Origin of the sequence: Pseudomonas sp. GM18 (assembly GCF_000282195.1) — a bacterium.
Lineage (GTDB): Bacteria > Pseudomonadota > Gammaproteobacteria > Pseudomonadales > Pseudomonadaceae > Aquipseudomonas.
In genome coordinates this window covers 79132-92389 of record NZ_AKJT01000005.1, presented here as the reverse complement: position 1 = coordinate 92389, position 13258 = coordinate 79132, and the positions used below count along the sequence as shown (strand labels likewise).

18 protein-coding genes are annotated in these 13258 nt (G+C 56.2%); 17 read left to right on the top strand and 1 reads right to left on the bottom strand.

The features are described from left to right. Window positions 1-19 precede the first annotated feature (19 nt). From rplE to bfr, 17 genes are all read left to right on the top strand, one after another. Window positions 20-559: a 50S ribosomal protein L5 gene (rplE, locus tag PMI21_RS26080; protein WP_003210069.1), complete on the top strand. Its 540-nt coding sequence runs from the start codon at window positions 20-22 to the stop codon at window positions 557-559. Between the two features lie 13 nt (window positions 560-572). Then, window positions 573-878: a 30S ribosomal protein S14 gene (gene rpsN / locus PMI21_RS26085; protein ID WP_003176414.1), complete on the top strand. Its 306-nt coding sequence runs from the start codon at window positions 573-575 to the stop codon at window positions 876-878. A gap of 210 nt (window positions 879-1088) precedes the next feature. Further along, a complete protein-coding gene (rpsH, locus tag PMI21_RS26090; RefSeq protein ID WP_003186040.1) occupies window positions 1089-1481 on the top strand; it encodes a 30S ribosomal protein S8 in 393 nt (130 codons plus the stop codon). 12 nt (window positions 1482-1493) lie between these two features. Beyond that, on the top strand, window positions 1494-2027 hold the full coding sequence (rplF, locus tag PMI21_RS26095) for a 50S ribosomal protein L6 (RefSeq protein WP_003176412.1): 534 nt from the start codon (window positions 1494-1496) through the stop codon (window positions 2025-2027). A 10-nt stretch (window positions 2028-2037) separates the two neighbouring features. Further along, window positions 2038-2388 carry a 50S ribosomal protein L18 gene (gene rplR / locus PMI21_RS26100; protein ID WP_003186037.1) on the top strand — a complete coding sequence of 117 codons (351 nt, stop codon included), beginning with the start codon at window positions 2038-2040 and terminating at the stop codon, window positions 2386-2388. A 3-nt stretch (window positions 2389-2391) separates the two neighbouring features. After that, window positions 2392-2892: a 30S ribosomal protein S5 gene (rpsE, locus tag PMI21_RS26105; protein WP_003186035.1), complete on the top strand. Its 501-nt coding sequence runs from the start codon at window positions 2392-2394 to the stop codon at window positions 2890-2892. A gap of 2 nt (window positions 2893-2894) precedes the next feature. Further along, a complete protein-coding gene (rpmD, locus tag PMI21_RS26110) occupies window positions 2895-3071 on the top strand; it encodes a 50S ribosomal protein L30 (RefSeq protein ID WP_003176408.1) in 177 nt (58 codons plus the stop codon). Window positions 3072-3074: 3 nt separating this feature from the next. Next, the gene (rplO, locus tag PMI21_RS26115; RefSeq protein WP_003228720.1) at window positions 3075-3512 is read left to right on the top strand and encodes a 50S ribosomal protein L15; all 438 of its coding nucleotides are present in this window, start codon (window positions 3075-3077) and stop codon (window positions 3510-3512) included. Beyond that, complete coding sequence (gene secY / locus PMI21_RS26120) at window positions 3513-4841, top strand: preprotein translocase subunit SecY (protein WP_003228718.1); 1329 nt, start codon at window positions 3513-3515, stop codon at window positions 4839-4841. A gap of 27 nt (window positions 4842-4868) precedes the next feature. Continuing rightward, a complete protein-coding gene (gene rpmJ, locus PMI21_RS0127830; RefSeq protein ID WP_002555468.1) occupies window positions 4869-4985 on the top strand; it encodes a 50S ribosomal protein L36 in 117 nt (38 codons plus the stop codon). Between the two features lie 130 nt (window positions 4986-5115). Next, entirely contained in the window at window positions 5116-5472 is a 357-nt protein-coding gene (gene rpsM / locus PMI21_RS0127825; RefSeq protein ID WP_003186020.1) for a 30S ribosomal protein S13, read from the top strand. A gap of 30 nt (window positions 5473-5502) precedes the next feature. Further along, window positions 5503-5892 (top strand): 30S ribosomal protein S11, encoded by a 390-nt coding sequence (rpsK, locus tag PMI21_RS26125; RefSeq protein ID WP_002555466.1) that lies wholly within the window; start codon window positions 5503-5505, stop codon window positions 5890-5892. Window positions 5893-5910: 18 nt separating this feature from the next. Then, the gene (rpsD, locus tag PMI21_RS26130; RefSeq protein ID WP_003176404.1) at window positions 5911-6531 is read left to right on the top strand and encodes a 30S ribosomal protein S4; all 621 of its coding nucleotides are present in this window, start codon (window positions 5911-5913) and stop codon (window positions 6529-6531) included. A gap of 22 nt (window positions 6532-6553) precedes the next feature. Next, a complete protein-coding gene (locus tag PMI21_RS26135; RefSeq protein WP_003186012.1) occupies window positions 6554-7555 on the top strand; it encodes a DNA-directed RNA polymerase subunit alpha in 1002 nt (333 codons plus the stop codon). A 42-nt stretch (window positions 7556-7597) separates the two neighbouring features. Beyond that, window positions 7598-7984: a 50S ribosomal protein L17 gene (gene rplQ, locus PMI21_RS26140; RefSeq protein ID WP_007924175.1), complete on the top strand. Its 387-nt coding sequence runs from the start codon at window positions 7598-7600 to the stop codon at window positions 7982-7984. Between the two features lie 238 nt (window positions 7985-8222). Next, window positions 8223-9677, top strand: coding sequence for a catalase (locus tag PMI21_RS26145; protein ID WP_007933693.1), 1455 nt, complete (start codon window positions 8223-8225; stop codon window positions 9675-9677). 149 nt (window positions 9678-9826) lie between these two features. Beyond that, complete coding sequence (gene bfr / locus PMI21_RS26150) at window positions 9827-10291, top strand: bacterioferritin (RefSeq protein WP_007933692.1); 465 nt, start codon at window positions 9827-9829, stop codon at window positions 10289-10291. Between the two features lie 60 nt (window positions 10292-10351). Here the strand turns inward: bfr and uvrA are convergent, their stop codons facing one another. Further along, window positions 10352-13186, bottom strand: coding sequence for an excinuclease ABC subunit UvrA (uvrA, locus tag PMI21_RS26155; RefSeq protein ID WP_007933691.1), 2835 nt, complete (start codon window positions 13184-13186; stop codon window positions 10352-10354). Window positions 13187-13258: the final 72 nt, after the last annotated feature.

Sequence of the window (13258 nt, the reverse complement as noted above, 5' to 3'; positions counted from 1 at the left end):
CACTGCTAGGTAGAAGACCATGGCACGACTAAAAGAGATTTACCGGAAGGAAATCGCACCGAAACTTAAGGAAGAACTTAAGCTTTCGAACGTGATGGAAGTTCCGCGCGTTACCAAAATCACCCTGAACATGGGTCTGGGCGAAGCGATCGGCGACAAAAAAGTCATCGAGCACGCTGTTGCTGACCTGGAAAAGATCACCGGCCAGAAAGTCGTTGTGACCTACGCTCGGAAATCCATCGCAGGCTTTAAAGTCCGTGAAGGTTGGCCGATCGGCGTCAAAGTGACTCTGCGCCGTGAGCGTATGTACGAGTTCCTGGATCGTCTGCTGTCGATCTCCCTGCCTCGGGTTCGCGACTTCCGCGGCCTGAATGCCAAGTCCTTCGATGGTCGTGGTAACTACAGCATGGGCGTTAAAGAGCAGATCATCTTCCCGGAAATCGACTACGACAAGATCGATGCTCTCCGCGGTCTGGACATTACCCTGACCACCACTGCCAAGAACGATGATGAAGGTCGCGCCCTGTTGCGTGCTTTCAAATTCCCGTTCCGCAACTGATTGGAGTAGGAAAATGGCCAAGATGAGCATGAAAAACCGCGAGCTGAAGCGTCAGCTCACGGTTGCCAAGTACGCCAAAAAGCGTGCAGCACTGAAAGCTATCATCGTTGATCTGAACGCAAGTCCAGAAGCGCGTTGGGAAGCTACAGTAGCTCTGCAGAAGCAGCCACGTGACGCAAGCGCTTCGCGCATGCGTAACCGCTGCCGCCTGACCGGTCGTCCACACGGCGTTTACCGCAAGTTCGGCCTTGGCCGTAACAAGCTGCGTGAAGCTGCAATGCGTGGTGACGTACCTGGTCTGGTTAAAGCCAGCTGGTAAGCACTGTCAAAGTCTCGGTGTTCAGGGTCGCAAGATCCTGACCATCGGTGACCTTGAACTTGAATCAAGCCCCTATTGGGGCTTGATTCATTTGTGGGGTGTGTCTAGAATACCCGGCTCGCCTGAGCCCGTGCTTTTTTTGCGCGGATGTACTCGGCGACACGTAGTAGCCGCAAGGCTAATTTTTTGTGTATTAGGAGCGTCTAGCCCATGAGTATGCAGGACCCGTTAGCGGACATGCTAACTCGAATCCGTAATGCCCAGATGGCTGAAAAGTCCGTCGTAAGCATGCCATCTTCTACTTTGAAGGTAGCTGTTGCCAAAGTCCTGAAGGACGAAGGTTACATTGCGGGTTATCAGATCAGCAGCGAAATCAAGCCACTGCTGTCCATCGAGCTGAAGTACTTCGAAGGCCGTCCGGTCATCGAGGAAGTGAAGCGCGTTAGCCGTCCAGGCCTGCGTCAGTACAAGTCCGTCGATGATCTGCCAAAAGTTCGTGGCGGTCTCGGTGTGTCTATCGTCTCCACCAACAAAGGTGTGATGACGGATCGTGCTGCGCGCGCTGCCGGTGTCGGCGGCGAAGTTCTTTGCACTGTGTTCTAAGGGGGGATAAGCATGTCACGCGTCGCTAAGAACCCCGTTAAGCTGCCAGCCGGTGTCGAAGTCAAATTCGCAGGCCAACAGCTTTCGGTGAAGGGTGCCAAGGGTACTCTCGAACTGAACATCCATTCGTCCGTTGAGATCGTTGAAGAAGCTGGTGAGCTGCGTTTCGCTGCTCGCAATGGCGATCAACAAACTCGCGCAATGGCTGGTACCACTCGTGCGTTGGTAAACAACATGGTCCAAGGCGTAAGCCAAGGCTTCGAGCGTAAGCTCCAGCTGGTCGGTGTTGGTTACAAAGCGCAAGCAAAAGGCACAGTGCTGAACCTGGCTCTTGGCTTCTCGCACCCAGTGGATTATGAACTGCCGGAAGGCATCACCGCTGAGACTCCTAGCCAGACCGATATCCTGATCAAGGGCATCGACAAGCAGCTGGTAGGTCAAGTGGCCGCCGAGATCCGCGACTTCCGTCCACCAGAGCCGTACAAAGGCAAAGGTGTGCGCTACGCGGACGAAGTCGTCCGTCGTAAAGAAGCCAAGAAGAAGTAGGGCATAGCAAATGACCGACAAAAAAGTTACTCGACTGCGTCGCGCTCGCAAAGCACGCCTGAAAATGCACGAACTCGAAGTCGTGCGTCTCTGCGTGTTCCGCTCGTCGCAGCACATCTACGCCCAGGTCATTTCGGCCGACGGCAACAAAGTCCTGGCAAGTGCCTCGACTTTGGATAAAGAACTGCGTGATGGTGCCACTGGCAACATCGACGCGGCCACTAAGGTTGGCCAGCTGGTCGCTACGCGTGCTAAAGCCGCTGGCGTCTCGCAGGTGGCTTTCGACCGCTCTGGCTTCAAGTACCACGGCCGCGTCAAGGCGCTGGCTGATGCTGCTCGTGAAGCTGGGCTGGAGTTCTAAGTTATGTCAAATAACGACCAAAAGCGCGACGAAGGCTACATCGAGAAGCTGGTTCAAGTTAACCGCGTAGCCAAAACCGTTAAAGGCGGCCGTATCTTCACTTTCACCGCGTTGACCGTGGTTGGTGATGGTAAAGGGCGCGTTGGCTTCGGCCGTGGCAAGTCGCGTGAAGTGCCTGCTGCGATCCAGAAGGCAATGGAAGCTGCTCGCCGCAACATGATCCAGGTTGATCTGAACGGCACCACTCTGCAGTACGCAATGAAGTCCGCTCACGGCGCTTCGAAGGTGTACATGCAGCCTGCTTCTGAAGGTACCGGTATCATCGCTGGCGGCGCTATGCGTGCTGTCCTCGAAGTTGCTGGCGTTCAGAACGTTCTGGCCAAGTGCTACGGCTCGACTAACCCGGTAAACGTGGTTCACGCCACTTTCAAAGGTTTGAAAGCAATGCAGTCTCCTGAATCCATTGCCGCCAAGCGTGGCAAAAGCGTCAAGGAGATCTTCTGATCATGGCTACCGTTAAAGTTACGCTGATCAAAAGCATGACCGGCCGCATCCCTAACCACAAACTGTGCGTTAAGGGTCTGGGTCTGCGTCGCATCGGTCACACTGTAGAAGTCCAGGATACTCCCGAGAATCGCGGGATGATCAACAAGGCTTACTACATGCTGCGTGTCGAGGGTTAATCGATGAAACTCAATGATCTGAGTCCAGCGCCGGGTTCCCGTCGCGAAAAGCATCGTCCGGGCCGTGGTATCGGTAGTGGTTTGGGTAAGACTGGTGGCCGTGGTCACAAAGGTCAGACTTCCCGCTCCGGTGGCACCATTGCTCCAGGCTTTGAAGGCGGTCAACAGCCGCTGCATCGTCGCCTGCCGAAGTTCGGTTTCGTTTCCCTGAAAGCCATGGACCGCGCAGAAGTGCGTCTGTCCGAGCTGGCTAAAGTGGAAGGCGACATCGTCACCGTGCAGTCCCTGAAAGATGCCAACGTGATCAACGTCAACGTTCAGCGTGTGAAAATCATGCTGTCCGGCGAAGTTACTCGCGCTGTCACCATCGGAAAGGGAATCGGCGCCACCAAAGGTGCGCGTGCGGCTATCGAAGCAGCTGGCGGCAAGTTCGAGGAATAAATGGCTAAGCAAGGTGCTCTCTCTGCGCTCGGCAAAGGCGGTATGTCTGAACTCTGGGCTCGTCTGCGTTTTCTGTTCCTGGCGATTATCGTCTACCGAATAGGCGCACACATCCCGGTTCCAGGTATCAACCCGGACCGACTCGCGGACCTGTTTCGACAGAATGAGGGGACCATTCTTAGCTTGTTCAACATGTTTTCCGGCGGCGCGCTGGAGCGGATGAGCATCTTTGCGTTGGGGATCATGCCGTACATTTCGGCATCGATCATCATGCAACTGATGACCGCCGTCAGCCCGCAGCTGGAGCAGTTGAAGAAGGAAGGTGAAGCTGGCCGTCGCAAGATCAGCCAGTACACCCGCTACGGCACTGTCGTCCTCGCTCTCGTCCAGGCTATTGGCATGTCCATTGGTCTGGCGGGGCAGGGCGTTGCGTTCACTGGTGACTTTGGCTTCCATTTCGTCGCGGTATCCACTTTTGTGGCTGGTGCGATGTTCATGATGTGGCTGGGTGAGCAGATTACTGAGCGTGGTGTTGGCAACGGTATCTCGATGTTGATTTTTTCGGGTATCGTCGCCGGTCTTCCGAGAGCGATCGGGCAGTCTTTCGAGTCTGCACGTCAGGGTGATATCAACATCTTCGCCCTGGTTGCCATCGGTTTGCTGGCAGTAGCGATTATCGGTTTCGTGGTGTTCATTGAGCGTGGCCAGCGTCGTATTGCTGTTCACTACGCCAAGCGTCAGCAGGGCCGCAAGGTCTTCGCTGCGCAGACCAGCCACTTGCCGCTGAAGGTGAACATGGCCGGTGTTATTCCGGCTATTTTCGCGAGCAGCATTTTGCTGTTCCCGGCTTCGTTGGGTGCCTGGTTCGGTCAGTCTGAAGGTATGGGCTGGTTGCAGGACATCTCGCAGTCGATCGCTCCTGGTCAGCCGTTGAATATTCTGCTGTTTAGTGCAGGGATTATTTTCTTCTGCTTCTTCTATACGGCGTTGATGTTCAATCCGAAAGACGTAGCGGAAAACCTGAAGAAGTCCGGTGCCTTTATTCCGGGCATCCGTCCAGGTGAGCAGTCTGCGCGCTACATTGATGGCGTTCTGACTCGCTTGACCATGTTCGGTGCTCTTTACATGACGGCCGTCTGCCTGTTGCCCCAGTTCCTGGTGGTTGCAGCAAACGTACCGTTCTACCTTGGCGGGACCTCGTTGCTGATCGTGGTCGTGGTTGTGATGGACTTCATGTCCCAAGTACAATCGCACCTCGTTTCGCACCAGTACGAATCCCTGATGAAGAAAGCCAACCTGAAGGGTTACGGCAGCGGCATGTTGCGCTGAGTACCCATAAGGTTCGAGGAGTTGGTGATGAAAGTTCGTGCATCGGTGAAAAAGCTGTGCCGTAACTGCAAGATTATTCGCCGCGAAGGTGTTGTTCGAGTAATTTGCAGCGCGGAACCGCGTCACAAACAGCGCCAAGGCTGAGTGTGATTGTGCTTCAAGCCCGGCAGCTAGTGCGCTGCCGGGTTGATTATTTGTTATTACAGCGATATTATCTCGCGCCCTATTTCTTGGCTTCCGGGGCGTAGGTAGCTGTCAATTGGAGTCCCACTGAATGGCCCGTATTGCAGGCGTTAACATTCCAGATAACAAGCATACTGTTATCTCGCTGACCTACATCTATGGTGTTGGTCGCACTACTGCACAGAAAATTTGTGCGGTGACTGGGGTAAACCCAGCGGCAAAGATCAAAGATCTGAGCGACGAGCAGATTGAACAGCTGCGTGGCGAAGTGGCGAAGTTCACCACTGAAGGTGACCTGCGTCGCGAAATCAACATGAAAATCAAGCGTTTGATGGACCTCGGTTGCTATCGCGGTCTGCGTCATCGTCGTGGTCTGCCAGTACGCGGTCAGCGTACCAAGACCAACGCGCGTACCCGTAAAGGTCCGCGTAAGCCGATCCGCAAGTAATCGCCCCAGCGAATCGACAGGAAATTAATCATGGCAAAACCTGCTGCTCGTCCTCGTAAAAAAGTTAAAAAGACAGTGGTTGATGGCATCGCCCACATCCATGCTTCTTTTAACAACACCATCGTGACCATCACCGACCGTCAAGGTAACGCTCTTTCCTGGGCTACCTCCGGTGGTTCGGGTTTCCGCGGTTCCCGCAAGTCCACCCCGTTCGCTGCTCAAGTAGCTGCTGAACGTGCTGGTCAAGCTGCGCTGGAATACGGCCTGAAAAACCTCGACGTTAACGTCAAAGGTCCAGGTCCAGGTCGTGAATCCGCAGTCCGCGCTTTGAACGGCTGTGGCTACAAGATCGCCAGCATCACCGACGTGACGCCAATCCCGCACAACGGGTGCCGTCCGCCGAAGAAGCGCCGCGTGTAATCCAGGAGATTGTAAAGAATGGCTCGTTACATTGGTCCAAAATGCAAACTCGCTCGTCGCGAAGGCACCGATCTCTTTCTGAAGAGCGGCGTGCGCGCGATCGAATCGAAGTGCAACATCGAAGCAGCACCTGGTATCCACGGCCAACGCCGCGGTCGCCAGTCCGATTACGGCACCCAACTGCGTGAAAAGCAGAAGGTCCGTCGTATCTACGGCGTTCTCGAGCGTCAATTCAGCGGCTACTACAAAGAAGCTGCTGGCAAGAAAGGCGCAACTGGCGAAAACCTGTTGCAACTGCTCGAATGCCGTCTGGACAACGTTGTATACCGTATGGGTTTTGGCTCTACTCGTGCCGAATCCCGTCAGCTGGTATCGCACAAGTCGATCAGCGTTAACGGTCAGACCGTAAACGTTCCGTCCTACCAGGTTCGTGCTGGTGACGTGGTCGCAGTTCGCGAGAAAGCAAAGAACCAACTTCGCATTGTCCAAGCTCTCGATCTGTGTGCCCAACGTGGCCGCGTAGAATGGGTAGAAGTAGACACTGAGAAGAAGTCGGGCGTTTTCAAGAACGTTCCTGCTCGCAGTGATCTGTCCGCCGACATCAACGAAAGCCTGATTGTCGAGCTCTACTCCAAGTAAGGGCTAGAAAATAGGTGCATCCATGCAGATTTCGGTAAATGAGTTCCTGACACCCCGCCATATTGATGTGCAGGTTGTCAGTCCAACCCGCGCCAAGATCACACTCGAGCCTCTCGAGCGTGGTTTCGGCCACACCCTGGGCAACGCGCTGCGCCGCATCCTGTTGTCCTCAATGCCCGGCTGTGCAGTAGTCGAGGCCGAGATTGACGGTGTGCTCCACGAGTACAGCGCCATCGAAGGTGTACAGGAAGACGTAATTGAAATCCTGTTGAACCTTAAAGGTCTGGCTATCAAGCTGCACGGTCGAGACGAAGTTACGCTGACCTTGTCGAAGAAGGGTTCGGGGGTGGTTACCGCTGCCGATATTCAGCTGGATCATGATGTCGAGATCGTTAACCCCGATCACGTAATCGCTAACCTGGCGTCTAACGGCGCCCTGAACATGAAGCTCACCGTAGCTCGTGGTCGTGGTTATGAACCGGCAGACTCGCGTCAGAGCGATGAAGACGAAAGCCGCAGCATCGGTCGCTTGCAGCTTGACTCTTCGTTCAGCCCGGTTCGCCGTATCGCATACGTGGTGGAAAACGCCCGTGTCGAACAGCGTACTAACCTGGACAAGCTGGTTATTGATCTGGAAACCAACGGTACCCTGGATCCTGAAGAGGCTATCCGCCGTGCTGCAACCATCCTGCAACAGCAGTTGGCTGCGTTCGTCGATCTCAAAGGTGACAGTGAGCCAGTGGTTGTCGAGCAGGAAGACGAGATCGATCCGATCCTGCTTCGCCCGGTTGACGATCTGGAACTGACTGTACGTTCGGCTAACTGCCTTAAGGCGGAAAACATCTACTACATCGGCGACCTGATTCAGCGTACCGAAGTAGAGCTGTTGAAGACTCCGAACCTTGGCAAGAAATCCTTGACTGAAATCAAGGACGTTCTGGCCTCCCGCGGTCTGTCCCTCGGCATGCGCCTCGACAACTGGCCGCCTGCAAGTCTTAAGAAGGACGACAAGGCGACTGCCTGATCGTCGTAATCACCGAACGTTGTGTTTGGTAAGGAATGAACCATGCGTCATCGTAAAAGTGGTCGTCACCTGAGCCGCACCAGCTCGCACCGCAAGGCCATGTTTCAAAACATGGCGGTGTCGCTGTTCGAGCACGAGCTGATCAAAACTACACTGCCAAAAGCCAAAGAACTGCGCCGCGTTGCTGAGCCGCTGATCACTTTGGCCAAGACAGACAGCCTGGCTAACCGCCGTCTGGCTTTCGACCGTACTCGTTCGAAAGCTATCGTTGGTAAGCTCTTCAACGACCTGGGCAAGCGTTACGCTACCCGTGAGGGTGGCTACCTGCGCATCCTCAAGTGCGGTTTCCGCGCTGGCGACAACGCGCCTATGGCGTACGTCGAGTTGGTTGATCGTGCTGTTGGCGGTGAAGCTGTATCCGCTGAGTAAGACGTCAGTCTGAAACAAAAAACCGGGCCTTAGTGCCCGGTTTTTTGTGCCCGTAAGAAATGCGCTGTACGTACAAGCTCCAAACCTTTTCCTGTCTGCACTATATGCGTGGGTTGATCATTAGTAATTTTCTATTGAGGTCTGCAAATTAATGAATTTGTGGCTGTCATGTTGATGATCAATACTTGCCACCAAGCCGATTAGCCGGCAGTTCAAGACTGACAGAGGAAGAGATCGCATGAGCCAAAACAAAACACTTACGACCGCCAGTGGCGCTCCTGTCGCCGACAACCAGAACTCCCGCTCCGCCGGCCCTCGTGGTCCTTTGCTGCTCGACGATTTCCACCTGATCGAGAAGCTTGCTCACTTCAACCGTGAAAACATCCCGGAGCGTCGCGTACACGCCAAAGGTTCGGGTGCTTACGGTACGTTCACTGTGACTCGCGATATCACTCAGTACACCAGTGCCAAGCTGTTTGAGGCCGTCGGCAAACAAACCCCGACCTTCCTGCGGTTCTCCACTGTGGGTGGCGAGCGCGGTTCGGCTGACACCGAGCGTGACCCACGCGGTTTTGCCCTGAAGTTCTACACCGAGGAAGGCAACTGGGACATCGTCGGTAACAACACGCCGGTGTTCTTCATCCGTGATCCGCTGAAATTCCCTGACTTTATCCACACCCAGAAGCGTCTGCCGCAAAGCAATCTGAAAAGCGCGCAGATGATGTGGGATTTCTGGTCGCATTCGCCTGAGGCGCTGCACCAGGTCACTATCCTGTTTTCGGACCGCGGCATCCCTGACGGTTACCGTCACATGCACGGCTTCGGCAGCCACACCTACAGCTTGATCAACGCCAACGGTGAGCGTCACTGGGTGAAGTGGCACTACAAAACCAAACAAGGGATCAAGAACCTCGCTCCGGCAGAAGCGGCACGCCTGGCCGGTACCGATCCGGATTACGCACAGCGTGACCTGTTCGGCGCCATTGAGCGCGGTGATTTCCCGAAATGGAGTGTCAACATTCAGATCATGACCGAGGCCCAGGCCGCGGCTCACTACGAGAACCCGTTCGACGTGACCAAGACCTGGTCGCAGAAAGAGTTCCCGCTGATCGAAGTGGGCGAGCTTGAGCTCAACCGCAATCCGCTGAACTACTTCGCTGAAGTCGAGCAGGCCGCGTTCGGTCCGAGCAATATGGTCCCAGGCGTCGGCCTGTCACCTGACCGCATGCTGCAGGGGCGTGTGTTCGCTTACGCGGATGCTCACCGCTACCGTGTGGGTACCAATCATCAGCAGCTGCCGGTGAATGCGCCCCGCAGTCCGGTTAACACTTACCAGCGCGATGGTTCGATGGCGTTTGGCAGTAATGGCGGTGCGGCGCCAAACTACGAGCCGAACAGCTACGTGGAATCACCGAAACAGGCACCGCGCTACGCGGAACCTGCCTTGGCCTTGAGTGGCGCGGCTGACCGTTACGATCATCGCGAAGATACCGACTACTACAGCCACGCGGGTGCGCTGTTCCGTCTGATGAACGATGAGCAGAGAACTCTGCTGATCAACAACATCGCCGGTGCCATGGCCGGGGTTTCCGGTGACGTGGTTGACCGTCAACTGCAGCATTTCTTCAGGGCTGACCCGGCTTATGGAGAAGGTATCGCAAAGGCGTTGGGTGTACAGCTTAACGAAGTCTAAACGATAAGCAGAACCGCCCTCATTTGGGCGGTTTTGGCGTTATTTAAACCGCTTTTCTCAGAATATCTTCGCTTTTATTGCGTCGGGCGAGTGACCTTCGGGTCAGCTTGGTTCAAACTACAGACTTTCAAGCAGGGAGATGTAGGGCGATGCAAGGTCACCCAGACGTAATCGATTACCTCAACACGTTGCTGACAGGCGAACTGGCAGCGCGTGATCAATATTTCATCCATTCGCGGATGTACGAGGACTGGGGGTTCACCGAGCTCTACGAGCGTATCAACCACGAGATGGAAGAAGAGGCGCAGCACGCTGACGCGCTGATGCGTCGGATCCTCATGCTCGAAGGTACGCCGCGCATGCGTCCAGACGATCTCGATGTCGGCACCACCGTGCCGGACATGCTCGCCGCTGACCTGCGCCTGGAATATAAAGTTCGTGCCGCGCTGTGCAAAGGCATTGAGCTTTGCGAGCTGCACAAGGATTACGTCAGCCGCGAGATCCTGCGTATTCAGCTGAATGACACCGAGGAAGATCACACCTACTGGCTGGAGAAACAGCTGGGTTTGATCAAGTTGATCGGTCTGGAGAATTACCTGCAATCGCAGTTCTGATCTTTTACAAAAAAGCCCCTGTCACCGACAAAGTGACAGGGGCTTTTTCATGGGCCCGGTTCAGGCCTTGTCGCGAGCCAGCAATGGCTTGAGATAGTAGCCAGTATGCGACTGCTTCATCTCCGACACATCCTCCGGCGTACCGACGGCGATGATCTGGCCGCCCTTGGAGCCGCCTTCCGGCCCCAGGTCCACCAGCCAGTCGGCGGTCTTGATCACATCCAGGTTGTGCTCGATTACCACCACGGTGTTGCCGTGGTCACGCAGACGATGCAATACGTCGAGCAGTTGCTGGATATCCGCGAAGTGCAAGCCGGTAGTCGGCTCATCGAGGATGTACAGGGTCTTGCCGGTATCGCGCTTGGACAACTCGCGGGACAGTTTCACCCGCTGGGCTTCACCGCCCGACAGCGTCGTCGCCGATTGGCCCAGTTTGATGTACGAAAGGCCTACGTCCATCAGTGTCTGAAGCTTGCGCGCCAGGGCAGGAACCGCGTCGAAGAACACCCGGGCTTCCTCGATGGTCATCTCGAGGGTTTCGTGGATGCTCTTGCCCTTGTACTTGATCTCCAGGGTTTCGCGGTTGTAGCGCTTGCTCTTGCAGACATCGCACGGGACATAGATGTCTGGCAGGAAGTGCATTTCCACCTTGATCAGGCCATCGCCCTGACAGGCTTCACAGCGTCCGCCCTTCACGTTGAAGGAGAAACGCCCCGGCCCGTAACCGCGGGAGCGGGATTCCGGTACGCCGGCAAACAACTCGCGAATCGGCGTGAACAACCCGGTGTAGGTTGCCGGGTTGGAGCGCGGCGTGCGACCGATCGGGCTCTGATCGATATCGACGACTTTATCCAGATGCTCAAGGCCCTTGATACTGTCGTGAGCCGCCGCTTCCAGGGTCGTTGCACCGTTGAGCGCGGTAGCACTCAAAGGAAACAGCGTGTTGTTGATCAGCGTCGATTTGCCCGAGCCGGACACGCCGGTCACGCAGGTCAGCAGGCCGATTGGAATCTCCAGGTCGACATTGCGCAAATTGTTGCCGCGAGCGCCCTTCAGGGACAACGACAACTTCTTGTTACGGGGTGTGCGTTTGGCTGGAACAGCGATCTTCACTCGGCCCGACAAATACTTGCCGGTCAGCGAATCAGGGTGAGCCATGACTTCGTCCGGCGTACCTTCGGCAACGATATGTCCACCGTGCACACCTGCGCCCGGGCCGATATCCACCACATAGTCGGCCAGACGAATCGCGTCTTCGTCGTGCTCGACCACGATTACCGTGTTGCCGATGTCGCGCAGGTGCTTGAGGGTGCCCAGCAATCGGTCGTTGTCCCGCTGGTGCAGGCCAATTGACGGTTCATCGAGGATGTACAGAACCCCCACCAGGCCGGCGCCAATCTGACTGGCCAGGCGGATACGCTGGGCCTCACCGCCGGACAACGTATCGGCACTGCGATCCAGGGAAAGGTAGTCCAGGCCAACGTTGACCAGGAACTGCAGGCGTTCGCGGATTTCCTTGAGGATCTTGTCGGCAATTTCGCCACGGCGGCCAGTTAGTTTCAGTACGCCGAAATACTCACAGGCGTCGCCAATCGGCAGATTCGTGACCGCCGGAAGAGTTTTTTCACCCACCCAGACATGCCGCGCTTCGCGACGCAGACGGGTGCCGCGGCAATCCGGGCAAGGCTGGGTACTGAGGAACTTGGCCAGCTCTTCACGGACAGAAGCCGATTCGGTTTCGCGGTAGCGGCGTTCCAGGTTCGGCACGATGCCTTCGAACGGGTGCGAGCGTTTGACGATGTCACCACGGTCGTTCAGGTACTTGAAGTCGACGTTCTGCGAGCCGCTGCCGTGCAGGATAAATTTCTGCTGATCGGCCGGCAGTTCGTTGAACGGTACTTCGAGACTGAACTTGTAGTGGGCAGCCAGCGAGCCAAGCATCTGGAAGTAATAGACGTTGCGCCGGTCCCAGCCGCGGATTGCGCCTTCGGCCAGGGTCAGTTCACTGTTTACCAGTCGTTTGGTGTCGAAGAACTGTTTAACCCCCAAGCCATCGCAGGTCGGGCAGGCGCCGGCCGGGTTGTTGAAGGAAAACAGCTTGGGTTCCAGCTCGCTGATGGCGTGGCCGCAGATCGGGCAGGCAAAGCGTGCGGAGAAGATGATTTCTTCGCCGGGCTCGTCGTCCATTGGCGCCACCAGCGCGATACCGTCCGCCAGCTTCAGCGCGGTCTCGAACGATTCGGCCAGGCGCTGTTGCAGATCAGCACGGACCTTGAAGCGGTCGACCACGACGTCGATCGAGTGCTTCTTCTGTTTATCCAGCTTCGGCAATTCGTCCAGTTCGCAGAGCTTGCCGTTGACCCGGGCCCGCACAAAACCCTGGGCCCGCAGTTCTTCGAAGACGGAGAGGTGTTCGCCCTTGCGCTCGCGGATCACCGGGGCCAGCAGCATCAGTTTGCTGCCCTCCGGTTGCGCCAGCACCAGGTCGACCATCTGACTGACGGTCTGGGCTTCCAGCGGAATGTCATGGTCCGGGCAGCGCGGAATACCGACGCGAGCGTAAAGCAGGCGCAGGTAGTCGTAGATTTCGGTAATGGTGCCGACCGTCGAACGCGGGTTGTGCGAGGTCGACTTCTGTTCGATGGAGATCGCTGGCGACAGGCCTTCGATGGTGTCGACGTCAGGTTTTTCCATCATCGACAGGAACTGCCGGGCGTAGGCCGACAGCGATTCGACATAGCGGCGCTGGCCTTCGGCGTACAGCGTATCGAAGGCCAGGGACGACTTGCCGGATCCGGACAGGCCGGTGATAACAATCAGTTTGTCCCGTGGCAGGGTCAGGTCGATGTTCTTCAGGTTGTGGGTTCGGGCCCCACGAATCAGGATCTTGTCCAAAGTGGCCTCGCTCGGCGGGCGTCGAAAACGTAGGAGTATACGGCCAAATACTGGATGGATGCACACTATCGA